Raw genomic sequence first — 25,345 nt, 5'->3', positions numbered from 1 at the left:
GTCGGGGGCGACGACCGCCCTCGCCCGCGATCAGCAGAGGTCCCCCATGCGACTGCGCACCGCCCTCGCCGCCGGAGCCGCCACGGCCGCCATCGCGCCGGCCGTCCTCGCGGGTCCGGCCTCCGCGCACGCCGCGGAGCCGATGCCGCTCGAGCCGGCCGCCCCGCGATCCGCCGGCGCATCACCCGAACCCGGCGGCGCGCCCGTCGACCAACAGCCTGCCTGCGGTGACGTACATGCCCCCGCCTTCCCGGTCGCCACCCGGATCCTGGCGGGCCCGGCCGCGTACCAGGCCGGATCGGTCGCCGGCGAGTTCTCCATCGAGCTGACCAACACCACCGCCGGGGCCTGCGAGAACATCCATCCCGTGGTGGTGCTCGCAGGCCGGGACCAGGCGCTCACCCCCGACCGGATCCGGATGGAGTACTTCGACGAATCCCCGGGAATCTGGCGTTCCGTCACCTTCGAGCGGACCGACCAGGGGGAGGCCGTCGGTGCGCTGGGGGCCGAGCCGAGCGGTTTCGCGGGCTTCGCCCTGCCCGCCCGCGGCACCGTCAAGGTCCGGGTACGTCTCGCCTTCCCGGCCGGCGCCGGCGCCGACTCCGTCGTCGCCAACGCGGCCGTCGTCCAGCGCCGCGGCGCCGACGGCGACTGGGTGGGGGAGTCCAACGACTACCGCTTCAGCCTGCTGGCCGCCGAGCCCACCGGATCCGGCGACGCTGCCGAGCGGCAACCCGGCAAGGAGCCCGGGATGTACGGGACGGCCCCGCCCCGCGCCCATGAGCTCGCCGCGACCGGCACCGCCCACCGGTACGCGATCGGGCTCGCCGCCGCCGTCGGCGCGCTCCTCGCCGGAGCCGTGGCCCTTCGCGCCGGGGCCCGCCGGCTCCGCTCCGGCCGCCACTGACGAGCCGGCTCACTGGCTCACTGGCCCACTGACGCACTTGCCCACTGACGTACTGACCGACGCAGTGCCCCGCCGCCCCGCCACCACGCGCGGGTGCAGTCCGGAGCCGCCGCCACGTCGGCCACCGAGCGGTCACCGAGCCGCTCACGGAGCCACCCCCGCCGGGCCGCCCACCGAGCCGTTCACCAGCATCTGCGACCATCCCGGCGTGGACTACCCGAACGACCAGGCGCCCGGTGCACCCGTGCGCTCCGGCATCCCCGAGCACGGCCGTATCCCCAAGTACTACGCAGTGAAGGCCCAAGTGGCCGCTCTGCTGGACGAGTTGGGCGAAGGGGGATTGCTGCCCACCGAACGCGATCTCGCCGTACGGTACGAGGTCTCCCGCGAAACCGTGCGCCAGGCGCTGCGCGAACTGCTGCTGGAGGGCCGGCTGCGCCGCCAGGGGCGGGGCACCGTGGTCGCGGGCCCCAAGCTGGAGCAGCCGCTCTCCCTCGCGAGCTACACCGAAGGCGTACGGCGTCAGGGCCGTACGCCCGGCCGTAACCTCATCTCCCTCGACCGTTTCCCGTGCCCGCCGGTTCTCGCCGACGAGACCGGACTGGAGCGCGGCGAGCCCGTCTGGCACATGGAGCGTCTGCTGCTCGCCGACGACGAGCGGGTCGGCCTGGAGAGCACGTACGTCTCCGTCGCTCGCGTGCCCCGGCTGGACACCGACTTCAACCCCGACTCGTCCTTCTACGCCTACCTCCGCGACCGGCTCGGGATCGAGTTCGGCGACGCGGACGAGCGGATCGAGACGGTGCTGGCGACCCCCCGGGAAGCACTCCTCATCGGCACTCCGCCGGCTCTCCCCATGCTGCTGATCCACCGCGTCTCGCGGGATACGGCAAAGCGGCCCCTGGAGCGCGTACGCACCCTCTACCGAGGCGACCGCTTCAGCTTCTCGGCGCACTTGGGTACCTGAGTCCGAGGGTCGGTTTGGGTGGGCCTTCCTGCCGGGGGTTCGGGGGTTGTCCCCCGGGGGGATGCAGTTCGGCGCACTTGGGTACCTGAGTCCGAGGGTCGGTTTGGGTGGGCCTTCCTGCCGGGGGTTCGGGGGTTGTCCCCCGGGGGATGCAGTTCGGCGCACCTCGGCGGCTGACCGACCACCTCCGGAACCCATCGCGGCCGACGGACGGTCCGACAGCGAGCTTGATAACGGATAGATAACGGGTCTAGGCCAACCTTGATGGCCCGTTCACCGTCCTGTTGCCGACCGGCCCCCGATGGGTCACCCACCGCGAGGACCGTTGCCGTCATGCGAGTCATCGTCGTAGGAGCCGGCGTGGTGGGAACCATGCACGCCTGGCAAGCAGTGGAACGCGGCCACGAGGTCGTACAGATCGAGCGGGAGGCCGAGGCCCGCGGGGCGAGCCTCCGCAACTTCGGCCAGATCTGGGTCAGCGGCCGCGCCGGCGGCGAGGAGCTGGAGACCGCGCTCCGGGCGCGTGAGCTGTGGGAGGGCATCGGAGCCCGGGTCCCCGAGCTCGGCTTCCGGGCCGTCGGCTCGCTGACTCCCGTACGGAACGACCTGGAGCTGGCGGTCGCCGAGGCGGCCGTGGCCCGGCCCGACGCCGCCGCCCGTGGCTACAAGCTGGTCACCGCGGACGAAGCGCGTGCCATCAACCCGGCCCTGCGCGGTGAGTTCGTGGCGGCCCTCCACTGCGAGCGGGACGCGGCCGTCGAACCCCGCACCGCCCAGCTCGCGCTGCGCCGGGTGCTCCTCGCCTCGGGCCGGTACACCTTCCTCCCCGGGCGCGAGGTCCGCGAGGTCATCGGCCGGAACGCGGTCCGCGACGACCACGGCGACGTGCACAGCGGCGACGCCGTCATCCTGTGCACCGGCGCCTGGCTCGGCGGACTCGTCCGCGGGGTCGCCGGTGACATCCCCGTACGTCGCGTACGCCTCCAGATGGCGCAGACCGACCCGCTCGGCGAAACGCTCACGTCCTCCGTCGCCGACGCCGACTCCTTCCGCTACTACCCGGCGTACGCGTCCGAGGCGCTGGACGCCCTCAACGCCGGCCAGGCGCAGCAGCCCGCGGCCGCCGCGCACAAGATGCAGCTGCTGATGGTGCAGCGCCGCGACGGCGGACTGACCATCGGCGACACCCACGAGTACGAGCACCCCTTCGCCTTCGACACCCTCGAAGACCCCTACGAGCACCTCGCGCAGGTCATCGAGGGCTTCCTCGGCCGGCCGCTGCCGAAGATCCGCCGCCGCTGGGCCGGGGTGTACGCGCAGTGCACCGACACCTCCCGTGTCGTTCACCGCCAGCAGGTGCGCGACGGCGTGTGGCTGGTGACAGGACCGGGCGGGCGCGGAATGACGTGCTCGCCCGCCATCGCCGAGACAACCGCCGACGAACTGGGCTGGTGAACCACCACATGACCACGAACATCGAGAACGCGAAGACCCCGAAGAACGCCGAGAACGCGAAGACCGAGAACGCGAAGACCGGGAGCGCGGAGACCGTGACCACGAACGCCGAGACCACGAACACCGAGACCACGAACACGCAGAACCTCAACCTCGTCGTCCTCGACATGGCCGGCACCACCGTCGCCGACGGCGGCCTCGTCGAGCAGGCCTTCTCCGCCGCCGCGCTGCGCCTCGGCGTCGAGCCCGGCACCCCCGACCACGCCGAGAAGCTGGACTACGTACGCGCCACCATGGGCGAGTCCAAGATCTCCGTCTTCCGCCAACTCTTCGGCGACGAGGCCAAGGCCCAGGCGGCCAACAAGGCCTTCGAGGAGGCATACGGCGAACTCGTCGACAGCGGACACATCGCCGAGATCCCCGGCGCCCGCGCCGCCATCGAGGAGCTGAAGGCCCAGGGGCGCACCGTCGTCCTCACCACCGGCTTCGCCCGCGTCACCCAGGACGCGATCCTCGACGCACTGGGCTGGCAGGGCCTGGCCGACCTCACCCTCTGCCCCGCCGACGCGGGTGGCCGCGGCCGCCCGTTCCCCGACATGGTGCTCGCCGCCTTCCTCCGCACGGGCGCGGTCGACGGCGTACAGCAGATCGCGGTCGCCGGCGACACCTCGTACGACATGCTCAGCGGCGTACGCTCCGGGGCGCGCGTCGTGGCGGGTGTGCTGACCGGCGCCCACGACAGGACCCAGCTGACGGCCAACGGCGCCACGCACGTCCTCGGTTCGGTCGCCGAACTGCCCGGCCTCCTCCTCGTGGAGGAGGACATATGAGCCGCAGTGGCATCCGGTTCGACCGGATATCCGTCGCGTACAGCGGCAGCACGGTCCTGGACGCGCTCGACCTGACCGTCGAACCCGGCGAGGTCATGGCACTCCTCGGCCCCTCCGGCTCGGGCAAGACCACCGCGCTGCGCGCCGTCGCCGGCTTCGTACGGCCCTTCTCCGGACGGGTGTTCATCGGAGACCAGGACGTCACCGATCTGCCCCCGCACCGGCGCGGCATCGGCATGGTGGTCCAGCAGTACGCCCTGTTCCCGCACATGCGCGTCGAGGACAACGTCGCCTTCGGACTGAAGGCGCAGGGCACGAAGAAGACGCCGAAGAGCGAGGTCCCGGGGCGGGTCGCCGAAGCGCTGGAGATGACCGGCATGGCGGCGTACGCCAAGCGGTATCCGCGGGAGCTGTCCGGCGGGCAGCAGCAGCGCGTCGCGATCGCCCGCGCGCTCGCGATCCGGCCCGACGTCCTGCTCCTCGACGAGCCGCTCTCCGCGCTCGACGCGCAGCTGCGCTCCGGGATGCTGGCCGAACTGGCACGGCTGCACCGGGAGTTGCCGGACGTCTCGATCCTGTACGTCACCCACGACCAGGTCGAGGCGCTCACCCTCGCCGACCGGATCGCCGTCATGGACAAGGCCCGGCTCCAGGACTGCGGCACGCCGCAGGACCTGTACCGCAAGCCGCGTACGGAGTTCACGGCGTCGTTCGTCGGCAACGCGAATCTGCTGCCGGTGACGGTCGGCTCGGACGTCGTGACCTTCGCCGGCCAGGAGCTGAAGGTCCCCACCACCGACGTGGTCCCGGGCGCGCGGGCCACGCTCTGTGTACGGCCGCACCTCGTCGGGCTCGGGGACGGGCCCAACGCGCTGCGCGGGCGCATCGCCGAGGTGCAGTGGCGGGGCGCGACGCACCGGCTGTACGTCGACGTCGACGGGCACCGCGTCAAGGCGGACCTGCGGGAGCTGCGGCTGCCTCCGGCCCTGGGCGAGGAAGTGACGGTGCACTTCGCACCCGAGGACGCGGTGCTGCTGGCCGCAGGGGTGACCGATGGCTAGTCCCGGTGAACGCCTCGTGGAACGGCGCCCGGCACCGGAGGTTGTGCCCACCCGTTCCGCCCGGGGGCACCTCCCAGGCGGAGCTCTGGGGAAGGAACGTATCCCCACAACACTGCTGTGGGCCCTGCCGCCCGTCGCCGTCCTCGGGCTGGTGTTCCTCTACCCCCTCGGCCTCGTCGTCCAGGAGTCCCTCGCCCCCGGCGCCTACGCCGACGTCTTCGCGTCCGAGGCCTTTCGCGAGGCGCTCACCACCACCGTGTGGCTGGCGGTCGGATCGACCGTCGGGTGTCTCGTCCTCGGGTTCACGCTCGCGCTGATCATCGCGTTCGTGCCTTTCCCCGGCGGGAAGGCGGTCGCGAAGTTCATCGACGTCTTCCTCTCCTTCCCCTCCTTCCTCATCACGCTCGCGCTGCTGTTCATCTACGGCACGGTCGGTATGGCGAACGGAGTGTGGACGGACCTCACCGGCGCGGAGAGCGGTCCGTTCCACTTCCTGACGACGCCCTGGGGCGTACTCCTCGCGGAGATCACCTACTTCACGCCGTTCGTGATGCGGCCGCTGCTCGCCGCGTTCTCGCAGCTGGACTCGGCGCAGCTGGAGGTCGCCTCCTCGCTGGGCGCACGGCCGGCCCGGATCGTCCGGCAGGTGATCCTGCCCGAGGCCTTCCCGGCTCTGGCCGCCGGCGGCAGCCTCGTCCTCGTCATGTGCCTCAACGAGTTCGGCATCGTGCTCTTCACCGGCGCCAAGGGCGTCACGACGCTCCCGATGCTCGTCTACAGCAAGGCGATTCTCGAATCCGACTACGCGGCAGCCTGCGTGGTCGCCGTCGTCAACATCGCGATCTCCGTGGGGCTCTACGGGATCTACCAGGTGGTGAGCCGCCGTGCTGGTGCATAGTCGTACGGGCAAATGGGCCACCTGGGCCCTCTTCTTCGCCCTCTTCCTGCCGCTCTTCGCGTTGCCGCTCCTCGTCGTCGTCGCGGCGTCGCTCTCGACCAACTGGTCCGGGGCGTTCCCCTCCGGGCCGACCATCGAGCACTACACGGCGGCCGTGCGTGGCGAGTCGCTCCAGGCCCTGACCACCAGCCTGGTCACGGCGGTCACCGCGAGCCTCCTCGCGCTCGCCGTCGGCACCTGGGCCGCACTCGCCGCCGCCGCCCTCGGCAAGCGCGGACGCCGCTTCCTCGACGCGCTGTTCATGCTGCCGGTGGCCGTCCCGTCCGTGGTCGTCGGCCTCGCCGTACTCGTCGCCTTCTCGCAGCCGCCGGTGCTCCTCAACGGCACGCGCTGGATCGTGATCCTCGCGCACACCGTTCTTGTCACGGCGTTTGCCCACCAGTCGGTTTCGGCGGCGATCCTGCGTCTCGACCCTGTGTACGAGCAGGCGGCGGCCAGCCTCGGCGCCCGTCCCTCGTACGTCCTGTGGCGAGTGAAGCTGCCGCTGCTGCTGCCGTCCCTGAACGCGGCGACAGGGCTCTGCTTCGCCCTGTCCATGGGCGAGTTGAGCGCCACCATGATGCTCTACCCCCCGGACTGGATGCCCCTGCCGGTGCTGATCTTCACGGCCACCGACCGTGGCTCCCTCTTCACCGGCTCCGCCGTCGCCGTGGTCCTCATGGCCACGACGCTGTTCGTCCTGCTCGCCGTCTCCCGTATCCGCACCAGAGCCGGCTACCGCTGACCCGGTAAATCCGCTCATTCCGCAAGGAGTTGTTCATCGTCATGCGCCGCAACCCCATCCCGCTCACCGCCGCCCTCACCGGCAGCGTCGCACTCGCCGCCACCCTCACCGCCTGCGGAGGCGACTCCGCCGCCTCCGACGAGAAGGTCGTCACCGTCTACAGCGCCGACGGCCTCAAGGGCGAGAACGGAGACGGCTGGTACGACCAGGTCTTCAAGGACTTCGAGAAGGAGACCGGGATCAAGGTCAAGTACGTCGAGGGCGGCTCCGGCGAGATGGTGCAGCGCGCCGCTCGCGAGAAGAGCAACACGCAGGCCGACGTGCTCGTCACTCTCCCCCCGTTCATCCAGCAGGCCGACTCCAAGGGGCTGCTCCAGGCGTACGAGCCGGCCGGCGTCGACAAGGTCAACGGCGCCGACAAGTCGGGCGACGGCAAGTGGACCTCGGTCGTCAACAACTACTTCGGCTTCATCTACAACAAGAAGGAGCTGGCAGAGGCCCCGAAGACCTGGGAGGAGCTCCTGGACTCGAAGTACAAGGACAAGCTCCAGTACTCCACGCCGGGTGTCGCCGGCGACGGAACCGCCGTCGTCATCAAGGCCATGCACGACTTCGGCGGCGAGGAGCCGGCGATGGCGTACCTGAAGAAGCTCCAGGCCAACAACGTCGGGCCGTCCTCCTCCACCTCCAAGCTCGCCCCCAAGGTCGACAAGGGCGAGATCCTGGTCGCCAACGGCGATGTCCAGATGAACTTCGCCCAGTCCAAGTCCATGCCGAACCTCGGCATCTGGTTCCCGGCGAAGGAGGGCGGCAAGCCCACCACGTTCGCGCTCCCGTACGCCGCGGGCCTCGTCAACGACGCTCCGCACACCGAGAACGGCAAGAAGCTCCTCGACTACCTGCTGAGCGAGAAGGCCCAGAAGCAGGTCAGCGAGATCGGCGGCGGCTTCTCCGCACGCAGCGACGTCAAGGCCACCGACGCCAACGCGATCGAGCTGACGAAGATCCTGCAGGGCGTCCAGGTCTTCGAGCCGAACTGGAAGGACATCGACGGCAACCTCCAGAAGTACGTGGACTCGTGGAAGTCCGCCACCGGCAGCTGACTCGAAGCCAGGAGTTCACCGTACGTCCGTGGTGATCCGCGGACTATCGCGGAATGATAACGGGTATGGACCAACGCCCCCGCTTCGGCGGGGGCGTTGCTCTGGGCGCGACTTCCCATCACGTCATCACTCTCCGACGGAGGACCCCGCGATGCCGATGACCCCCGGCATTCCCCGCCGTACCGTGCTCGCCGCCGGCGCCGCGACCGCTGCGGTCGCCGCCGCCGCAACGACCCTCGCGGCCGCACCCACCGCCCACGCCGCGGCCCCGACTCTCCCGAACGGCACCAGCAAGGACAAGGTGCTCGTCATCGGCATGGACGGGCTCCGCCACGACCGCATCGACGCGGCCAACGCCCCGCACCTGAAGTCGATGATGGCGAACGGCACGTACGGCCTGTCGCTGCTCTACGCCAACCCGATGGCCGCGACCTCCTCAGGGCCCGGCTGGTCGACCATCTCCACCGGCGTCTGGCCCGACAAGCACGGAGTCAAGGACAACTCCTTCATCGGCAAGAACTACGGCAGGTACCCCGGCTTCCTGGCCCGTCTCGCACAGGTGCGGCCCGAGCTGTCCACGTACGCGGCCGTCGACTGGAAGCCGCTGGACACCCAGGGCACGGTCACCCCCGGCGCCGACGCCAAGCTGGTCCTCGACGGTGACGCGCAGGGCTACCCGGGCCATGACGCCACCATCGCCGCCGACACCGAGTCGATCCTGCGCAACCAGAACCCGGACGTCCTCTTCGTCTACTTCGGCAACACGGACGTCGTCGCGCACGCGAACGGCACCGGCCAGAAGTACCTCGACGCCATCGCCGTCCAGGACAGCTACGTCGGCCGGCTGTGGGCGGCCATCAAGGCCCGGCCCTCGTACGCCACCGAGCGCTGGACCGTCATCGTCGCCACCGACCACGGCCATGTCGACGCGGGCGGCCACGGCGGCAGCTCCATCGAGGAGCGCCGGACCTTCGTCCTGGCGCAGGGCCCCGGGATCGCCGCCGGTGCCCGGCCCCTCGACACCCGCCTCGTCGATGTCGCCGCCACCGTCTTCAAGCAGCTCGGCATCACCCCCGACCCCGCCTGGGGCCTGGACGGCAAGCCGGTCCAGGAGCGGTCCACGGACTCCTTCGACGCGCTCCAGTCGTCCCTGACCGCCCGGGTCGACGAGACCGGCATCCCGGCCTCGGTCCTCGGCTTCACCCACACCGCGCCCAGCGGCTGGTCCGTCATCAACAACGCGATGGGCACGGGCGGCGTCACCGAATGGCGCGGCTGGTCCTTCGCCACCGACGAGTTCTGGTCCCGCACCCAGCGCGACCAGTGGCGCGAGCTCAACGTCCGCTCGCGTGGCGTCTTCGCCGTCGCCGACTCCGACGAGTGGGACGACAAGGCGAACTCCGGCGGTTACGACTCCACACTGGTCAGCCCCGCGTACAGCGTCTCCGGCAAGACCACCGTCACGCTCGATTTCACCACCTTCTACCGCCAGGAGGGCAGCCAGAGCGCCCAGATCCTGGCTTCCTTCAACGCTGGCACGCCCACCGTCGTGAAGAGCTACACCTCGGACGTGGTCTCGCAGCCGCAGAGGGTCTCCGTCGCCGTCCCGGCAGGAGCGTCCAGCGTGAGCTTCCGCTTCCGTTACACCGGTGCCAACAACTGGTACTGGGTGATCGACGGGGTCAAGATCTCGGCTTCCTGACTAGGCTGGGGGCGCCGGTACATCGTCGTGGCGGCGCCCCGTCAGCACACCGCACATCGCACTACGCGTACGGCAGGAGTCCGCTTCATGGCAGAGCGCAAGCCGATCGAGTCCTGGCTCACCGACATGGACGGTGTCCTCATCCACGAAGGTGTCCCGATCCCCGGCGCGGACGCTTTCATCAAGAAGCTCAAGGAGACCGGGAAGCCCTTCCTGGTCCTCACGAACAACTCCATCTACACCGCCCGCGACCTGCACGCCCGGCTCGCCCGGATGGGTCTGGACGTGCCCGTGGAGAACATCTGGACGTCGGCCCTGGCCACCGCCAGATTCCTGGACGACCAGCGCCCCGGCGGCACGGCGTACGTGATCGGCGAGGCCGGGCTGACCACGGCCCTGCACGACATCGGGTACGTCCTCACGGACCACAAGCCGGACTATGTCGTCCTGGGCGAGACCCGTACCTACAGCTTCGAGGCCCTCACCAAGGCCATCCGGCTGATCAACGAGGGAGCCCGCTTCATCGGCACCAACCCGGACGAGACCGGTCCGAGTCCGGAGGGCCCGCTGCCCGCCACCGGCTCGGTCGCCGCGCTGATAACGAAGGCCACCGGCAAGGACCCGTACTTCGCGGGCAAGCCCAACCCGCTGATGATGCGCACGGGCCTGAACGCGATCGGGGCGCACTCGGAGACCAGCGCGATGATCGGCGACCGGATGGACACCGATGTGCTCGCCGGCCTGGAAGCGGGCATGGAGACCTTCCTGGTGCTCACGGGCCTGACGACACCGGCTGACATCGACCGGTATCCGTTCCGCCCGTCGAAGGTCGTCGACTCGATCGCCGACCTCGTCGACCGGATCTGACCCGGGCCGGACTCGGATCGGATCCGGATCCGACCCCGATCTGAACCGGAACCGACCCGGGTTTGACCCATCTGGGTCTGCTGGAGATGCGGAAACGGGCGGAACGCGTGAATCTTCTGGTACCAGGAGGTTCACAATGCGTTCTGTTCCGATTGCTCTCCGTGTACTGGGGGCGGTCTCCGGTGCACTGCTGCTGACGCCCCCCGGAGTCGCGTACGCCGAAGAAGGCGGACAGGTCAAGGTCACCTTCCACCCCGCCACGGTCAAGCCCGGGGGCGAGGTGGAGCTGCGTGTCACCGGCTGTGCCGGGGGCAGGGGATCCGCCACGTCCCAGGCGTTCGTCTCGGACGCGGCGCTGTCCGGCCCCGCGGGCGCGAGGAGCTCGCTCTCCGGAGAGACGACGGTCAAGTCCGGCGTCGACCCGGGTTCGTACGCCATCAGCGTCAGCTGTGGCGGTCGTGATCATCGGGGAGTGGACAGCTTCCAGGTCGCGATGTCCACGCCGGAACCGTCCCGCCTGCTGCTCGGCCAGGGTGGTCAGGAACAGAAGCGGGACGAGGACGAGAAGCGCGACGAGGACAAGAAGCGCGACCAGGATCACGAGAAGCAGGACGGGGACAAGAAGCGGGACGAGGACAAAAAGCAGGACCAGGAGAAGAAGCGGGACGAGGAGAAGAAGCGGGACCAGGGTCACGAGAAGCAGGGCGAGGACAAGAAGCGGGACCAGGGTCACGAGAAGCAGGGCGAGGACAAGAAGCGGGACCAGGGTCACGAGAAGCGGGACGAGGACAAGAAACGGGACCAGGACCAGGGCGACGACGGGGACGAGGGCCAGGACGACGAGCAGGACTCGCTCCAGGACCTGGACACGGACGACACCCCGGTCGCTCCGGTACGGGCCGGTGGCGGCGGCGCCGCCACCGCGCTGGCCGCCGAGGGGGCCAAGTCCGCCGACACCCAGGGCCCCGGGACTCCGCACACCGTGATCGGGCTGGTCCTGGCCGCTGTGGCCGCGGTGGCGGTCGCCTTCCGCAGTGCCCGTCGGCGCCGTGCGGGTACGACGGACGAGGACTGACCGCCATGCATTCCGGTGAAGGTACCTCCGGTGGACGCCCGTCGGGCACCGGTCGGCTGCTTACGGGTGTGGCCTGGGCGGTCATGCTGCTGGGCCTGTGGCTGTGGGGTCACGAGGCCACCGAGGGCTCCGGCGCCAGCTCCGCCCCCACGACCGGCGACGTGGCCGCGGTCGGCCGTCCCCTCGGCGTACCCCTGCCGCCCGCCCGCGCCCCGTTGCGGCCCGCCGAACCGAGCAAGGTGGAGATTCCGTCCATAGGTGTCACCGCCCCGGTCGTGTCCCGCGGCCTCGACGCGACGGGAGCGGTCGATCCGCCGCCGTACGCCACGCCGGGCACCGTCGGCTGGTTCGGCAGCGGCACCCAGCCCGGAGCCGTGGGTGCGGCCCTGTTCGTCGGCCATGTCGACACCAGGACCAGACCGGCCGTCTTCTACGGCCTCAGCGCGGCCCGCCCCGGCGAGAAGGTCAGGGTGACCCGGGCGGACGGCTCGGTCGCCGAGTTCACCATCGACGACGTCCAGGTCTTCAGCCGGGACCGGTTCGACGCCCAGGAGGTCTACGGGGTACGTCAGCCGGGCCGCGCGGAGCTCCGTCTGATCACGTGCGGCGGCACCTTCGACAAGAAGACCCACTCGTACACGGCGAACGTGGTGGTGTCGGCGTATCTGACGGACGCCCGGGGGATCTGACGCCCTGCGGCTCCGGGACTCCCGGCATGCGGTGGCCTCGACCGGACGGACCGGACCGGGCCGGACCAGGCCGGCCCGGCCCCGCCTGGAAGCCCTCGTTGCCTCGTGGCCGCCCGGAGCCGTGTGTCAGGATGGTTTCGGCCGGTCTTGTCCGTGAGCGGGGCGCCTTGGGGGGACGGCCCTGACACGGCAGAACAGTGCACCAAGGGGGAGTGGATGTACGGCAGTTATGTCGGGCGTGCCCGCTGGGCTGCGGTCGCGGTGGGGGCCGCGCTGCTGGTGGCGGGGTGTTCCACCCCGGACGGCGACGGGGACAAGTCGGTGGCCCAGCAGCCCAAGGGGACGGACCCGTACTGGGTCAACCCCGAGGGGAGCGCGTCGAAGCAGGTGGCCACGTATCTCGACGACGGTGACGACAAGAACGCCGAGCTGATCAAGAAGATCGCCCGGCAGCCGATGGGCCAGTGGATCGGCCCGGACAATCCGGAGGGCGAGGCGAAGGGGTACACGGAGGCGGCGACCAAGGCCGACCGGGACGCCCTGCTGGTCCTCTACAACATTCCGCACCGGGACTGCGGACAGTTCTCCAAGGGCGGCGCCGCGGACGGCAATGCGTACCGGGAGTGGATCGACAAGGTCGCCAAGGGCATCGGCGACCGCCGGGCCACGGTCGTCCTGGAGCCCGACGCCGTACTGCACCTGGTGGACGGATGCACGCCGGGCGAGTTCCACGAGGAGCGGTTCGACCTGCTGAAGGGCGCCATCGAGCGGCTCAAGCGGCAGCCCGCGACGAAGGTCTATCTGGACGCGGGCAACGCCGGCTGGGCCAACCCCGACTCCCTGCCCGAGCCACTCGCCCGGGCGGGCATCGAGAAGGCCGACGGATTCGCGGTCAACGTCTCCAACTTCCAGACCACCCAGGCCAGCAAGGACTTCGGCCACAAGCTCTCGCCGAAGGTCGGCGGCAAGCACTTCGTGATCGACACCAGCCGCAACGGCAACGGGCCGTACACGCAGGGCGATCCGAAGGAGAACTGGTGCAACCCGCCGGGCCGCGCGCTCGGTGAGGCGCCCACGACGAAGACCGGCGATCCGCTCGTCGACGCGTATCTGTGGGTGAAGCGGCCGGGGGAGTCGGACGGCGACTGCAAGGGTGGCCCGAAGGCCGGCGACTGGTACCCGGAGTACGCGCTGGAGCTCGCCCGCAACACGAAGTAGGCGTCCGGGGCGCCCGCGGGCGGGCTTCCCCCTCCCCGCCCCTTCCCGGCTGTGTCGAATTGCGGCTCCGCCGCGCGGGGAGCAAGCCTCCAGACTGCTCCACGGCCTTCGGCGGCCGTGCCTTCGAACGCCGACGGGGCTGAACTCCGGGGCGGAGCCCCGAAATCCAGCCCCGCCGGGGGTCCCCCACGCCCGCAGGGGCGCAGGGGGAGTGTGAGGCGCGGGGGTTCGGGGGCAGAGCCCCCGTCCCCCTACGGCACCTCCACCCACACGCCCTCCGAGGGCGTGCCCTTGTCGTCCGTGACGAACAGCATGTACCAGCCCGACGGCACCAGGGAGCGGTTCTTCGGCACGGTGACCTGGAAACCGTCCGCCGTCTTCGTCATGTTCAGCGCGATGGAACGCTGGTCGACATCGGTGACATGCGTGACCGCGCTGGGCCGCATCAGCTTGGCCGTCCTGAGCTTCGCCGCCTGCGGGCTCAGATACGAGCCCGAGCCACCTCGCTTGATCTTCTTCGGGCCTTGGCCGATCTCGGGCCGGGCGTCACGGTAGAGATACGGCGGCGTGTAGATCTCGATCCGCTGCTCGAAGACGCCCGGCTTGGTGTTGGCGTCGTCGGCGAAGAGCGAGTCGGAGCCGAAGATCATCACCCGGCCGTCGGGCAGCAGCACCGACCCCGAGTGGTAGTTGCGGCCCACCCGCGGGTCGGCCACCCGCTTGTACGTGCCCGACTTCGGGTCGTACGTCCTCGCCTCCAGGACGTTGGAGCCGCCGCGCCCGCGGTAGTCCTCGGAGCCGCCGGTGACCAGCACACTGTCGTCGGGCAGCAGCGAAGCGCTCGGGTAGCGGGTGCCCTTGTCCAGCGAAGCGCCGTCCTTGAAGCGGGGGCTGGGGTCCTTGAGGTCGACCAGCCGGGACTTCTCGCTGGACTTCTCGGACTCGCCGACCCCGCCTCCGCCGATGACCATGAACCGCTGGTCCTGGGCGGGCGGCAGCATGACCGTCGCGGAGGTCTCCATCTGGTCCGGGTCGCTCAGCCCGGGGATCTTCTTGAACTTGTTGGACTCCAGGTCCCAGACGCCCGGGTCCCGGCCGACGTTGGCCGGACCGTATCCGGCGTTCGAACCCGAGTAGAAGAGCTTCCCGTTGTCCAACAGGAAGATCGCCGGGTACGTCGGGAAGCGGCGCTCGATCCCCGTGTACTCCCACTTCTTCGTCTTCGGGTCGTAGATCTCGTCCTTGCCGGGGACGATCTGCCCGATCTCGTCCAGACCGGAGAGGGAGAGGACCTTGCCGTCCTTGAGCGTGGTGAGCGTCGGGTACCAGCGGGCCTCGTTCATCGGGTCGACGGTGATGTACTTCTCCGCGACCGGGTCGAACTCGTAGGCCTCCTTGATGCCCTGGAAGTCCTTCTTGTCGAGGGCGAGCTTCTGCGCGATGCCGTAGACATTGCGGCTGTCGGAGCCCTTGAGGCCGTGCACCCGGTAGTTGTCCTCGGTGCCGGTCTCGTACGCCTTCCCGGACTCCTCGGCCTCGACATAGATGCGGCCCAGGCCCGCCTCGGTCCGCAGGAACCGGCCGGTCTGCGGGTCGAAGACCTTCTTCGCCTTCTCGACCAGCACCGGGTCCCTGGAGACGAACGTCTTGCCGTTCTCCTTGCCCGTGAACCTCGTGCCCGCGGGCAGGGTGATCGGCTTGTCAGGGTCCTCGTTGTGGACGATCATCAGGCCGCCGGCCTTGGTGACATCACCCTGGAGCTTCTCGTACCGCTTGGTGCCGCCCGCGACCAGCAGCTTCCCGTCGGGCAGCTGGGTGTGCCCCGCGCAGAACATGTCCTTGGGTGTCGGTATCAGCTTGAAGTCATTGGTCTTGGGGTCCCACAGCACCGATTCGAACTTCTTCGCGTCGAAGTTCTTCTGGTTGTTGCCGGAGCCGGCGATGAGCAGCACCTTGCCGGTGTGCAGCAGGGCCGCGTGAATCGTGTTGATCTTGTATTCGGAGGGGACGTCGAGGAAGTCCCAGTGGCCGTTCTCGGCTTTGTACTCGGGCTTGTTGATCGTGTACTCGTGGTACTGCTCCGAGCCGTACCGATAAAGGGCCGGCCCGTTGAACCCGGCGATCACCGCCACGACCGCCACGCCTATCAGGATCCGCCGGGCCCGGTTCTTTCGGTAGTTCGGCCGGACGGGAAGTGCGCTCATTTCTTACGTCCCCCAAGGGCGATCTGCATGGTCTGGTCGGCGGGGGCCCAATTGGGCTTCTGCTGCGGCTCATGGGCGGCCGGCGGCACCGGCTCGGGGGCCCCGCCGCGCGGGGCGCGACGCCGCCCCTTCCGCTTCTTCTTCTCCTCACGGATACCGTGCCGCCAGGCGAAGATGGGTGCCGCCGTGATCAGCAGGGCCAGAGTGGCCCAGGTGATCATCGCGGGGTGGTCGTGCCCGAAGTAGAACGAGGAGCCGAGCGAGCCGCCGAAGATGAGGATGAAGAAGAGGTGGATGCGGAAGGTGCCGAAGAGGGTGTCCGGGCTGGACGAGTCGCCCTTGGGGGTCACCACGAAGCTGCTCTTGCGGCGCAGTACGGCGTCCATCAGCGAGCGGGCGTAGATCGGCGCGGAGAGCGCGGACATCACCATGCCGGCGAGGCCGCCCGAGCCCTCCGGCTCGTGCGGTGAGACGTTGTGGCGGCGGTTCCAGATGTAGAGGCCGATCTGCAGCGCCGAGGCGTTGCCGTACAGCATCATCCATATCGCCGGGTCGATCTGCACACCCGAGGCGCCCATGCCCAGGAACAGGGCGCAGCTCAGCGCCGCCAGGATCCAGTTGAGGGCGGACATCGGGTAGAAGATGATCATCATCGTGTAGTTGAAGAGCTTGCCGGGCGGCAGCGTCCCGAAGCCCTTCCAGTACTGCTTGAGGATCGTCTCGTACGTACCGCGCGACCAACGCAGCTGCTGGGTGAAGAAGTCGGTCCAGGCGGTCGGGCCCTCACCCACGGCCAGTACGTCCGGGGTGTAGACGGAGCGCCACTTGTTGCCGGTCTCGGGGTTGCGGTGGCGGTGGATCTCGAAGCCCGTCGCCATGTCCTCGGTGATCGAGTCGTACAGACCGCCGATCTGCTTGAGCGCGGAGATCCGCACGGCGTTGGAGGTGCCGACGAACATGGGTGCGCCGTAGCGGTTGCCCGCGCGCTGGATCAGCGCGTGGAAGAGGAACTGCTGGGACTCGGCGGCCTTGGTGACGAACGTGTCGTAGTTGCCGTAGACCTGCGGACCGATGACGAAGCCGACGTCCGGGTCGCGGAAGTATCCGAGCATCCGCTCCAGATAGTTCGGCAGCGGTACGTGGTCGGTGTCGACGGACGCGAAGAAGTCGTAGTTGCCGCCGTGGGCTTCCAGCCAGGCGTTGTAGTTGCCGTGCTTGGTCTTGGCCCGGTGGGGGCCCTTCGCCTGGTTCCACTTGGCGACGCCCTTGCGGGAGAAGTGGTGGACCCCGAGGCGGGCGCAGACTTCCTTGACCGCCGGGTCGTCGCCCTCGTCGAGCAGCCACACGTGCATGAGCCCGCGGTGCCGGATCCTGACCGCGGCCTCCAGCGTCTTCGTCACCATCTCCAGGGGCTCCTTGCCCGGCACGAAGGAGGTGAGGAAGGCGACCCGGGTGCCGGACTCCGGCACGACCGGGACGGGGTCACGGGCGACCAGCGTCGCGTGCGCGTTCGACAGCACGTTCATCGTGCGGAAGAGCTCGATCAGGCCGATCGAGACGAGCATGACGACGTCGAGCCACAGAAGAAGGTCGTTCTTGAGGTTCGGGTCGCGCTCGGTCCAGTGCTGCGGCTGCATCAGCCAGGCGAAGAGGCCCAGCGAGACGAGCGGCGCGGCGCCGAGGAGCAGCGCGGCCCGGATGCGGTGCGGCTCCTGCGAGAGCAGGGAGCGGTACTGCACCTTGTACGGTTTCGAAGGATCGGGCTGGGTGAGCGGGCCGGCGAGCCGGCTGTAGTGCTCGTAGTCGTACCGTGGCAGCGCCTTCTTGGGGCGCAGCCGGTGCCCTCCCGTCATGAGCTGCCGGGGAACCCGAAGCTGAGTGGTCCGGGAAGGGTCGTTGTCCTGCTGCCGGGCGCCGTTCGGCGTCGACGTCATGAGTCATCCCCCCGCACGCCTGCTGGCTGCGTGATCGTTCGGTCATGTGGTCCGGACCGGGGCTCCCCTTGGCCAGCCGTCCCGGACGCATCAATGGCAGGCCGCCGTCCCCGTAGACAAGAAACGGTGGCCTTCCGGTTGCATGATGCCGGTCGCGACATCCGTTCGTGAACGGGGCCCCCACCCCGTGGTCGAAGCAACCGGAGAATCCCGCTCGAACTCCCCCAAGTGGTAACTGCTTGAGTCCGTCGCCCTCCCATGGGGGGCGGCGGACTCAAGAACAGGTTCTCGGAGAGGGGCCGTGATCGCAAGGACGCCCGGACGGGCGGACCCGCGCCGGGCCGTGACCCTCCATGGCGCGAAGCGTTGAACCCATGGGTCGTGTTGTGGCAGCGGAGGCAACTGTGGAGCCCGACGTCGCCCAACATCCAACGTCCAACGCCCTCGGACGAACTGTCCGGGCGTGCTGGACGCTAGCTTGTCCGGTGCCCCTGCGACGGGTTGACGCGTACGGGTGAGGTCGAGTCTATCCCGGGCAAACGCGAAAGGGCGTCCTCGGAAACCGAGAACGCCCAGGTCAGCGACCTAATCGCTAGTGCGCCGCCAGGGACTCGAACCCCGGACCCGCTGATTAAGAGTCAGCTGCTCTAACCAACTGAGCTAGCGGCGCCTGCTGACCTGGAGAAGTTTACCCGACCTCCGCGGGTGCTCCCGACCATTTCCTTGCATGTTCCGGCCTGTCGGATGGTCGTTTTTTATCTTTGCTCCGTCAAAATGCATTTTGTCATGACGAATGAGTCTGGTGAGTGTGGAGGGGCAACGGATGAGCGTTCCGGTGTTCGAGGAGTACGAGCCCGCTGCCGACTGCGCCTGCTCCGGCTGCGCCCAGCAGCGGCGGGCCCTGGCCCGCGCGCTGCCGGTGGCGGCCGGCGGGCACCCCGCCGCGCGCGGTGCCCGCCGCGTTCTCGTGCTGGTCACCGCGGCGGGAGCGGTGCTGAGCGGCGGGGCAGCGAGCGCGCTGGCTCCCCCGGGGGACAACGGCTCCCCACCCGCGGAACCCGAAGCGGCAGCACCGGCGACAACCGGCCCTGCGGCCGCGGTCCGGCCAAAGGGGCCCGCCGTGGAGAAGGAGCCGGAGAAGGGCCCGGAGGAGGGGCCGGAGAAGGGGGCGCAGAAACAACCGGAGCCGGAGCCGGCCAAGGAATCCGAGCAGGCCAAGGAACCGGAGTCTGCCAAGGAACCCGAGCAGGCCAAGGAACCGGAGCCGGAGACCCCGCAGGGTGGACAGGAGCCCCTGCACGGCCGCCCGGCCCCCGGCCAGGCCGGGGCGTCGAACCTGCGCAAAATGGCGCGCGCCGACATCATGAGCCGCGCCAAGCTCTGGGTGGACGCCAAGGTTCCGTACTCGATGAGCAAGTACTGGTCGGACGGTTACCGGCAGGACTGCTCGGGCTTCGTCTCGATGGCGTGGAATCTGCCGGGCAACGAATGGACCGGAAGCCTGGCCCAGTTCGGTGTGCGGATCGACCGCAAGGATCTGCAGCCCGGTGACATCCTGCTGTTCCACAACACGGACAATCCGTCCAACGGGTCGCACGTCACGATCTTCGGCGGCTGGACGGACTACACGCACACCCACTACTTCGCCTACGAACAGGCGAAGCCGCACGCTCAGCAGCGGGTCACGCCGATGGCGTACTGGAGCAACTCCGACCGCTATGTGGCCTACCGCTACAAGGAGCTCACGGACGACACCACCGTGAACGCGCAGAGCCCGGGCGCGCTCCCGGACCTGTTCCCGCCCCCGATCCCGGGCACGGTCCCGCCCCCGATCCCGGGCACGCTCCCGCCCCCGAGCACGCTCCCGGCCCCGAGCACGCTCCCGGCCCCGTTCCCGGGTGCGGGCCTGTTCGGGCCCGGCACCGAGAACACGTACGTCAACCAGCTCGGGAGGTTGCTCGTGGAGCGGGGCTACGGCAAGCACTACACATCCGGGCCGGGACTGCGCTGGAGCGAGGCGGACCGGCGGGCGACGCAGGAGTTCCAGCGTGCGCAGGGCTGGACGGGCACGGAGGCGGACGGTCTGCCCGGACTGGACACCTGGCGCCGGCTCGTGAACGGCGCGAGCGGGAACGTCCCGCGCGTGCCGGCGGCCGGACCGGCCGTTTCCGTACCGGGATACCCGGGGCGCGCGCACTTCCGCCCCGGCCAGTCGAACCCGTACGTCGAGAAGCTCGGCCGGCAGCTGGTGAAGCGGGGCTTCGGCCAGCACTACACATCGCCTCCCAGCCGGCACTGGACCGAGGCGGACCGCCGCGGCGTCGAGGCGTTCCAGCGCGCCCAGGGCTGGCGCGGCGGAGCGGCCGACGGCTACCCCGGCCCCGAGACATGGCGGCGGCTCTTCTCATGAACCACGACCTCGATGCGCACCAATCCCGCGAGGAGGCGGCTCCGGTGACTCCCACGACTCCCTACTCCGAGGACCCTCCGCGTCCGTCCCTCCCGCTCACCCGGCTCAGAGCCGCGTCGGTCTCCGTGCACCAGGCGGGACTTCCGGCCTCGGGCGCGCCCGGCGATCCGACCGGTTCCGGTGACTCCGCCGGCTCCGGCGGTCCGTCCGAGGCCTTCGATGCACTCGACTCGCTATACCCGCTCGACCCGCTTGACGTTCCGTCGGATGCGTACGCGCGCGGGCCGTACGCCGCCGTCGGCGTGTACGGCGTGCTCGCGGGTCAGGCGGGCGCCGATGTGGAAGCCGGGCTGCCCTGCCCAGGAGGGAACGCCGACGCCGACGCCAGGGTCGGTGTCGGGGTCGCCGAGGAGGCCGTCGGCGCGACCGAGCCCCTGACCAGGACCGAGCTGCTGACCAAGCCCCTGACCGAGACCAGGACCGAGACCAAGGCCGCAGCCGAAACCGAAGCCGAAACCGAAACCGCGGCCGACACCGAGGACGAGGCCGACACAGAGGCCAAGACGGAGGCCGGCGATCTGCGGGCCGCCGGTGTGAACGACGGCGTGCCGGGGCCCAGTGTCTTCGAGCGGCAGCTCAGCGGGGTGGGCGGGCGGCGGGCTGTCGTGATCGGGAGTGAGACCACCGGGTCGATCCCCGTGCATCTGCTCTTCCGTGATTCCGCCAGGACTCCCGACGGCACCGACGCCGGGCCGGCCGACAGCTCCGCCGACGGCGGCGAATGGGCCGACTGGGCCGGCAAGGCCGGCAGGGCGGACGGAGGTGACGGGGGACCCGACACCATCGCGATGGCGCGGGTGTCCCTGCCCACCGGACGACGGGCCGCGACGACCGTCGTCGCGCCCAGCCGGCGGCCCGCACCGCCCGCGGACCCACGGCTGAACGAACGGCCGGGACCGGTCCTGCCCGGCTGGGCGGCCCTGCTCACCGGGGTCGCCGCCATGACCGGATGCGCGGCCGTGCTGCACTGGGCCGGGGGCTTCCCCGGGGAGCTGACCGAGCTGTTCGGGCTGGCCGAACGGCCGTACCGCGCACTCGGGTTCGGCCAGTGGGCGCTGCTCGCGCTCGGCGTGACGTTCGTGCTCTTCTCGCTGGGCGGGCTCGGCCGTGGCCGGGCCGGCCATGCCTGGGTGCTGACGCTGTACGGCGAGTACCGGGGGAGTGTGCGGCGCACCGGTCTGATGTGGGTCAGTCCGCTGCTGCTGCGTCGCAGGGTCGACGTGCGGCTGCGACACTGGCGCAGCGAGCCGATGCCCGCGGTCGACGCGAACGGTACGGCGCTGCAGGTGGTCGTCCTCGTGGTGTGGCGGATCCGGGACACGGCCCGCGCCGTGCTTGGTGTCGCCGACCACGAGGCGTATCTGCGGGAGCAGGTGGAGGCGGCGACGGCCCGGGTGCTGTCCCAGCTCCCCGCCGACACCTTCCAGGATCCCGCCACCTCGGGCTTCTCCGGGCCGATCCCCACTCTGCGCAACGCCGAAGCCGTCGGTGACTCGCTGACGAAGACCCTGTCGGCGGAGTGTGCCCCGGTCGGCATCGACGTCTTCTCCGCGCAGCCGACGCGTATCGAGTACGCGCCCGAGGTCGCCGCCGCGATGCGCCGCCGTCGTATCGCCGTGATCGAGGCCGAGCAGCGCGACACCGTGCTCACCTCGGTGGTGGACGCCGTGGACGACACCGTCCAGCGGCTCACCAGGCGAGGCCTCGTGGAACTCGACGACTACGAGCGGAAGGCACTGGTACGGGACCTCACCGTCGCGTTCTGCACTGCCAGAGCGGGCGGTGCGGAGGTCTCGTGATTGGTCTGGACATGTTCAACGTTCGTCAATAATCTGGGACTTGGTCTAGACCGGAATCCGCACGACCGCACAAGCGCGCAGCACGGCTCACAGAACTCCCCCACGTTCTCCAGGAGCGACAGGATGCGAAAGCGAATAGGCGCGGCCATGGTCGGCCTCGTGGTGGCGGGCACGTCCCTGCTCGCCACCGGCAGTGCCAGCAGCCACGGCTACACCGACTCCCCGATCAGCCGTCAGAAACTCTGTGCCAACGGCACGGTCACCAACTGTGGTGAGATCCAGTGGGAACCCCAGAGCGTCGAGGGCCCCAAGGGCTTCCCGGCGGCGGGTCCTGCCGACGGAAGGATCTGCGCCGGCGGCAACAGCCGCTTCGCGCAGCTCGACGACCCGCGCGGCGGTGCATGGCCCACGACCAAGGTTTCGTCGGGCCAGAACTACACCTTCCGGTGGCAGTTCACGGCCAATCACGCGACGACCGACTTCAAGTACTACATCACCAGGAACGGCTGGAACCCGAGCCAGCCGCTCACCCGGGCGGCCCTGGACCCGCAGCCGTTCCTGACCATTCCCTACAACGGCCAGCGGCCGCCGACCACGCTCAGCCACTCCGGCACTCTCCCGTCGAAGTCCGGCCGCCATCTGATCCTGGCGGTGTGGACCATCAATGACACCCCGAACGCCTTCTACGCCTGCTCGGACGTTCAGTTCTGACGGCTAGTCAGTTACCGTGCGGCGCCATGGGCGTCATGGGAAGGGCATAGGGAAGGGCAGGTGCCACGAGCGCTACGACCGTCGCGGAGCTCGTACAGCGCCAATGGGGCGACCGTCGCGTGGGGCTGAGACAGGAGGACCTGGTCCTCAGCCACCACCAGGTCGCCGCGGGCGCCGCCGCGCGGGCCGCGCTGCTCACGGAGCTGCTTCCCCGGGGAGCCGAGCCGCACCTCGGAATCCTGCTCGACAACACCGCCGAATTCCCGCTCTGGCTCAGCGCGGCGGCCCTCGCCGGGGCCGCCGTCGCCGGCATCAACCCGACCCGCCGCGGCGCCGAACTGGCCCGCGACATCCTGCACACCGACTGCCGGGTGCTGGTCACCGAGCGCGCGCACCTTCCCCTGCTCGACGGTCTCGAACTGCCGGGCGTGCGGGTGCTGGTGACCGACAGCGACGCCTACGCCGACCTCCTCGCGCCGTACGAGGGCGCGAAGCCCGGCGAGGCGACCGTCTCCGCCGTGCGGCCCGGCAGTCGGTTGCTGCTCTACTTCACCTCCGGCTCGACCGGTGCGCCCAAGGCCGCGATCTGCAGCCAGGGGCGGCTCGCGGCGGCGGGGGAGTCACTCGTCGGCCACTTCGGAGTGCGACCGGAGGACGTGCACTACATCTGCATGCCCATGTTCCACGGGAACGCCGTGATCGCGGACTGGGCACCCGCGCTCGTGGCCGGGGCCTCGGTCGCCCTGCGGCGCCGCTTCTCGGCGTCCGGGTTCCTCGACGACGTACGGGCCTACGGCGCCACGTACTTCACCTACGTCGGGCGCGCCGTGCAGTATCTGCTCGCCACGCCCGAGCGCCCCGACGACCGCGACCATCCGCTGCGGCTCGGTTTCGGTACGGAGGCGGGGGCGGTGGACGCCGCCCGCTTCGAGGCCCGCTTCGGGGTGCGGCTGGTGGAGGGGTACGGCTCCTCGGAGGGCGGCGCGGCGATCCAGCGCACCCCGGACACACCGCGCGGCGCGATCGGGCGTGCCGCGCCCGGGGACGACCTCGCGGTGGTGGACCCGTCGAGCGGCGAGGAGTGCGAGGCGGCGCGGTTCTCGGGCGAGGGCCGCCTGCTCAACGGCGACCGCGCGATAGGCGAGCTGGTCAACCGGGGCCGCAACCCGTTCGAAGGCTACTGGCGCAACCCCGGTGCCGACGCCGACCGGCGGCGCGGAGGCTGGTACTGGACCGGCGACCTGTTCTTCCGTGACCCCGACGGCTTCCTGTACTTCGCGGGCCGCGGTGACGACCGCCTGCGGGTCGACAGCGAGAACCTCGCCGCCGCGGTCATCGAGAACATCCTGGCCCGCTGGGAGGCCGCGGCGGGCGTAGCGGTCTACGCCGTCCCCGACCCGGTCGCCGGCGACCAGGTGATGTGCGCACTGGCACTCCGCGAAGGCACCGTCTTCGACCCCTCCGCCTTCGCGTCCTTCCTCGCCGCCCAGCCCGACCTCGGCACCAAGATGCCGCCCCGCTTCGTCCGTATCGTCCCCCGCCTCCCGCTCACCGCCACCAACAAGATCCACCGCGCCGCCCTGCGCCGCGAGGCCTTCCGCTGCCCGGACCCGGTGTGGTGGCGCCCGCCGGGCGCCGCCGCCTACCGCACCCTGACCTCGCGGGACACGGCCGAGCTGCTCCGCCGGTACGAACACCACGGACGCCGCGACGTGCTGGACCGCTGAGCCGGACAGCGGCCCTCTCAGGCAGCCCCTACCGCATCTCTGGACCGTCGGCGTCCTTGACGGCCGGCTGACCCGCCTCACCGGGCTGCCCGGCCAGAACGGCCCCGTACAGACCGGCGCTCCTCCTTCTTCGCCTTCCGGCGGAGGCGCTGCTGACGGCCACGGCGAACGCGGCCCGGGTCTTCGGCGCAGAGCGGGACCTGGGCACGGTCGAGCCGGGCAAGCTCGCGGATCTGACGATCGTCGCCGGGGACCCGCTCACCGGCATCGACGATCTGGCGAAGGTGACACAGGTCACGGTCGGCGGCCGGATTCATGACCGCAAGACGCTGGAGGAGCCCTACGTCGGTCCCGGCCGGCGGCGGTCCTCGGTACGGACGGGCGCAGAGTCGGCGCAGTGGCGCGCGGTCGCCGAGCAGATGCGCCGCGACGGCTGCTGCGGCTGAGCGGCGGGTGACCGGCTAGGTCCTGTCCGGGCGATCTTCGAGGAACAGGCCGCGGCGTCGGATGTGGTGCATCGCAAGGCGGAGGATCGCCCTCGTACTGGGTGTACTTGGGCGACTCCGACAACGCAGCGAGGTGCCGTAGCCGGCGTCGCGGGCCCGACAAGATCGCCCGGACAGGGCCTAGGCGGCAGACACCGGCTGAGTGGCGGAGAATGACGAGAGGCCCTCGCAGTTGCGAGGGCCTCTCGTGAGGTTGTGCGCCGCCAGGGACTCGAACCCCGGACCCGCTGATTAAGAGTCAGCTGCTCTAACCAACTGAGCTAGCGGCGCGGGCTGCCGTTCCTGCCGCTCTCAGCGGCTGACGACAGAAGTAATACTACCTGGTCCCGGGAGGTGCTCCTGACCACCCCGGACCAGGCCCGGCCGCCGGCCCGCCCGACGGCCCCGAGGGCCTGCTCCACCGGACCTAGAGCGCCAGCGACAGCACCACCGGAGCCG

Annotated in this window: 19 protein-coding genes, 2 tRNA genes and 2 pseudogenes; 19 read left to right on the top strand and 4 right to left on the bottom strand. The window is 70.1% G+C overall.

Annotated features, from left to right (window positions below; genetic code table 11):
• Positions 1-46 precede the first annotated feature (46 nt).
• The 13 genes and pseudogenes from ACZ6ZQ_RS20805 (at position 47) to ACZ6ZQ_RS20745 (ending at position 13,556) form a co-directional block, all read left to right on the top strand.
• Positions 47-907 (top strand): hypothetical protein, encoded by an 861-nt coding sequence (locus ACZ6ZQ_RS20805; RefSeq protein ID WP_469769989.1) that lies wholly within the window; start codon positions 47-49, stop codon positions 905-907.
• 208 nt (positions 908-1,115) lie between these two features.
• A complete protein-coding gene (locus tag ACZ6ZQ_RS20800; RefSeq protein ID WP_469769988.1) occupies positions 1,116-1,874 on the top strand; it encodes a GntR family transcriptional regulator in 759 nt (252 codons plus the stop codon).
• Positions 1,875-2,207: 333 nt separating this feature from the next.
• A complete protein-coding gene (locus ACZ6ZQ_RS20795) occupies positions 2,208-3,329 on the top strand; it encodes a TIGR03364 family FAD-dependent oxidoreductase (RefSeq protein WP_469769987.1) in 1,122 nt (373 codons plus the stop codon).
• Positions 3,330-3,337: 8 nt separating this feature from the next.
• Positions 3,338-4,159, top strand: a complete 822-nt coding sequence (locus ACZ6ZQ_RS20790; RefSeq protein ID WP_469769986.1) for a phosphonatase-like hydrolase — start codon at positions 3,338-3,340, stop codon at positions 4,157-4,159.
• On the top strand, positions 4,156-5,220 hold the full coding sequence (locus ACZ6ZQ_RS20785) for an ABC transporter ATP-binding protein (protein WP_469769985.1): 1,065 nt from the start codon (positions 4,156-4,158) through the stop codon (positions 5,218-5,220). Before ACZ6ZQ_RS20790 ends, ACZ6ZQ_RS20785 begins: the two co-directional genes overlap by 4 nt.
• On the top strand, positions 5,213-6,118 hold the full coding sequence (locus ACZ6ZQ_RS20780) for a 2-aminoethylphosphonate ABC transporter permease subunit (RefSeq protein WP_469769984.1): 906 nt from the start codon (positions 5,213-5,215) through the stop codon (positions 6,116-6,118). The genes ACZ6ZQ_RS20785 and ACZ6ZQ_RS20780 overlap by 8 nt, the downstream gene beginning before the upstream one ends.
• Positions 6,105-6,902, top strand: a complete 798-nt coding sequence (locus ACZ6ZQ_RS20775; RefSeq protein WP_469769983.1) for an ABC transporter permease — start codon at positions 6,105-6,107, stop codon at positions 6,900-6,902. Before ACZ6ZQ_RS20780 ends, ACZ6ZQ_RS20775 begins: the two co-directional genes overlap by 14 nt.
• 41 nt (positions 6,903-6,943) lie before the next feature.
• Positions 6,944-8,005 carry a 2-aminoethylphosphonate ABC transporter substrate-binding protein gene (locus ACZ6ZQ_RS20770; protein ID WP_469769982.1) on the top strand — a complete coding sequence of 354 codons (1,062 nt, stop codon included), beginning with the start codon at positions 6,944-6,946 and terminating at the stop codon, positions 8,003-8,005.
• Between the two features lie 151 nt (positions 8,006-8,156).
• Positions 8,157-9,707 carry an alkaline phosphatase family protein gene (locus ACZ6ZQ_RS20765; RefSeq protein ID WP_469769981.1) on the top strand — a complete coding sequence of 517 codons (1,551 nt, stop codon included), beginning with the start codon at positions 8,157-8,159 and terminating at the stop codon, positions 9,705-9,707.
• Positions 9,708-9,794: 87 nt separating this feature from the next.
• Complete coding sequence (locus ACZ6ZQ_RS20760) at positions 9,795-10,574, top strand: HAD-IIA family hydrolase (protein WP_469769980.1); 780 nt, start codon at positions 9,795-9,797, stop codon at positions 10,572-10,574.
• 877 nt (positions 10,575-11,451) lie between these two features.
• A pseudogene (locus tag ACZ6ZQ_RS20755) lies at positions 11,452-11,649 on the top strand (hypothetical protein); the annotation flags it as partial.
• 5 nt (positions 11,650-11,654) lie between these two features.
• Positions 11,655-12,338: a class F sortase gene (locus tag ACZ6ZQ_RS20750; RefSeq protein ID WP_469769979.1), complete on the top strand. Its 684-nt coding sequence runs from the start codon at positions 11,655-11,657 to the stop codon at positions 12,336-12,338.
• A gap of 216 nt (positions 12,339-12,554) precedes the next feature.
• The gene (locus ACZ6ZQ_RS20745) at positions 12,555-13,556 is read left to right on the top strand and encodes a glycoside hydrolase family 6 protein (RefSeq protein WP_469769978.1); all 1,002 of its coding nucleotides are present in this window, start codon (positions 12,555-12,557) and stop codon (positions 13,554-13,556) included.
• 251 nt (positions 13,557-13,807) lie between these two features.
• On the opposite strand, the gene glxA is transcribed toward ACZ6ZQ_RS20745, so the two are convergent.
• The 3 genes from glxA to ACZ6ZQ_RS20730 form a co-directional block, all read right to left on the bottom strand.
• On the bottom strand, positions 13,808-15,760 hold the full coding sequence (gene glxA, locus ACZ6ZQ_RS20740) for a radical copper oxidase GlxA (protein ID WP_469769977.1): 1,953 nt from the start codon (positions 15,758-15,760) through the stop codon (positions 13,808-13,810).
• Positions 15,757-17,694, bottom strand: a complete 1,938-nt coding sequence (locus ACZ6ZQ_RS20735; protein WP_469769976.1) for a glycosyltransferase family 2 protein — start codon at positions 17,692-17,694, stop codon at positions 15,757-15,759. The genes glxA and ACZ6ZQ_RS20735 overlap by 4 nt, the downstream gene beginning before the upstream one ends.
• Positions 17,695-18,290: 596 nt before the next feature.
• Positions 18,291-18,364 (bottom strand) — tRNA-Lys (locus ACZ6ZQ_RS20730).
• A 153-nt stretch (positions 18,365-18,517) separates the two neighbouring features.
• Between ACZ6ZQ_RS20730 and ACZ6ZQ_RS20725 the strand changes: the two genes are divergently transcribed.
• The 6 genes and pseudogenes from ACZ6ZQ_RS20725 to ACZ6ZQ_RS20700 all read left to right on the top strand — a co-directional run bounded on the left by ACZ6ZQ_RS20725 (position 18,518) and on the right by ACZ6ZQ_RS20700 (position 24,847).
• Positions 18,518-20,104, top strand: a complete 1,587-nt coding sequence (locus tag ACZ6ZQ_RS20725) for a peptidoglycan-binding protein (RefSeq protein WP_469769975.1) — start codon at positions 18,518-18,520, stop codon at positions 20,102-20,104.
• Complete coding sequence (locus ACZ6ZQ_RS20720; protein ID WP_469769974.1) at positions 20,101-21,963, top strand: SPFH domain-containing protein; 1,863 nt, start codon at positions 20,101-20,103, stop codon at positions 21,961-21,963. Before ACZ6ZQ_RS20725 ends, ACZ6ZQ_RS20720 begins: the two co-directional genes overlap by 4 nt.
• 123 nt (positions 21,964-22,086) lie before the next feature.
• Entirely contained in the window at positions 22,087-22,674 is a 588-nt protein-coding gene (locus ACZ6ZQ_RS20715; RefSeq protein ID WP_469769973.1) for a lytic polysaccharide monooxygenase auxiliary activity family 9 protein, read from the top strand.
• Between the two features lie 119 nt (positions 22,675-22,793).
• Entirely contained in the window at positions 22,794-24,401 is a 1,608-nt protein-coding gene (locus tag ACZ6ZQ_RS20710; RefSeq protein ID WP_469769972.1) for an AMP-binding protein, read from the top strand.
• 149 nt (positions 24,402-24,550) lie between these two features.
• Positions 24,551-24,655 (top strand): annotated as a pseudogene (locus ACZ6ZQ_RS20705) (amidohydrolase family protein); the annotation flags it as partial.
• Between the two features lie 30 nt (positions 24,656-24,685).
• Positions 24,686-24,847 (top strand): hypothetical protein, encoded by a 162-nt coding sequence (locus tag ACZ6ZQ_RS20700; RefSeq protein ID WP_469769971.1) that lies wholly within the window; start codon positions 24,686-24,688, stop codon positions 24,845-24,847.
• A 256-nt stretch (positions 24,848-25,103) separates the two neighbouring features.
• On the opposite strand, the gene ACZ6ZQ_RS20695 is transcribed toward ACZ6ZQ_RS20700, so the two are convergent.
• Positions 25,104-25,177: transfer RNA gene (locus ACZ6ZQ_RS20695), tRNA-Lys, on the bottom strand.
• Between the last annotated feature and the right edge of the window lie 168 nt (positions 25,178-25,345).

This window comes from Streptomyces sp. NPDC053673 (genome assembly GCF_055585225.1).
The sequence above is the reverse complement of the archived record's forward strand: the minus strand, read 5'-3'. Positions and strand labels throughout refer to the sequence as shown.

Excerpts from the sequence above, each read along its gene's own strand:
- ACZ6ZQ_RS20805 (WP_469769989.1), top strand. The coding sequence starts at position 47 with ATGCGACTGCGCACCGCCCTCGCCGCCGGAGCCGCCACGGCCGCCATC.
- ACZ6ZQ_RS20795 (WP_469769987.1), top strand. The coding sequence starts at position 2,208 with ATGCGAGTCATCGTCGTAGGAGCCGGCGTGGTGGGAACCATGCACGCC.
- ACZ6ZQ_RS20790 (WP_469769986.1), top strand. The coding sequence starts at position 3,338 with ATGACCACGAACATCGAGAACGCGAAGACCCCGAAGAACGCCGAGAAC.
- ACZ6ZQ_RS20785 (WP_469769985.1), top strand. The coding sequence starts at position 4,156 with ATGAGCCGCAGTGGCATCCGGTTCGACCGGATATCCGTCGCGTACAGC.
- ACZ6ZQ_RS20780 (WP_469769984.1), top strand. The coding sequence starts at position 5,213 with ATGGCTAGTCCCGGTGAACGCCTCGTGGAACGGCGCCCGGCACCGGAG.
- ACZ6ZQ_RS20770 (WP_469769982.1), top strand. The coding sequence starts at position 6,944 with ATGCGCCGCAACCCCATCCCGCTCACCGCCGCCCTCACCGGCAGCGTC.
- ACZ6ZQ_RS20765 (WP_469769981.1), top strand. The coding sequence starts at position 8,157 with ATGCCGATGACCCCCGGCATTCCCCGCCGTACCGTGCTCGCCGCCGGC.
- ACZ6ZQ_RS20760 (WP_469769980.1), top strand. The coding sequence starts at position 9,795 with ATGGCAGAGCGCAAGCCGATCGAGTCCTGGCTCACCGACATGGACGGT.
- ACZ6ZQ_RS20750 (WP_469769979.1), top strand. The coding sequence starts at position 11,655 with ATGCATTCCGGTGAAGGTACCTCCGGTGGACGCCCGTCGGGCACCGGT.
- ACZ6ZQ_RS20745 (WP_469769978.1), top strand. The coding sequence starts at position 12,555 with ATGTACGGCAGTTATGTCGGGCGTGCCCGCTGGGCTGCGGTCGCGGTG.
- glxA (WP_469769977.1), bottom strand. The coding sequence starts at position 15,760 with ATGAGCGCACTTCCCGTCCGGCCGAACTACCGAAAGAACCGGGCCCGG.
- ACZ6ZQ_RS20735 (WP_469769976.1), bottom strand. The coding sequence starts at position 17,694 with ATGACGTCGACGCCGAACGGCGCCCGGCAGCAGGACAACGACCCTTCC.
- ACZ6ZQ_RS20725 (WP_469769975.1), top strand. The coding sequence starts at position 18,518 with ATGAGCGTTCCGGTGTTCGAGGAGTACGAGCCCGCTGCCGACTGCGCC.
- ACZ6ZQ_RS20720 (WP_469769974.1), top strand. The coding sequence starts at position 20,101 with ATGAACCACGACCTCGATGCGCACCAATCCCGCGAGGAGGCGGCTCCG.
- ACZ6ZQ_RS20715 (WP_469769973.1), top strand. The coding sequence starts at position 22,087 with ATGCGAAAGCGAATAGGCGCGGCCATGGTCGGCCTCGTGGTGGCGGGC.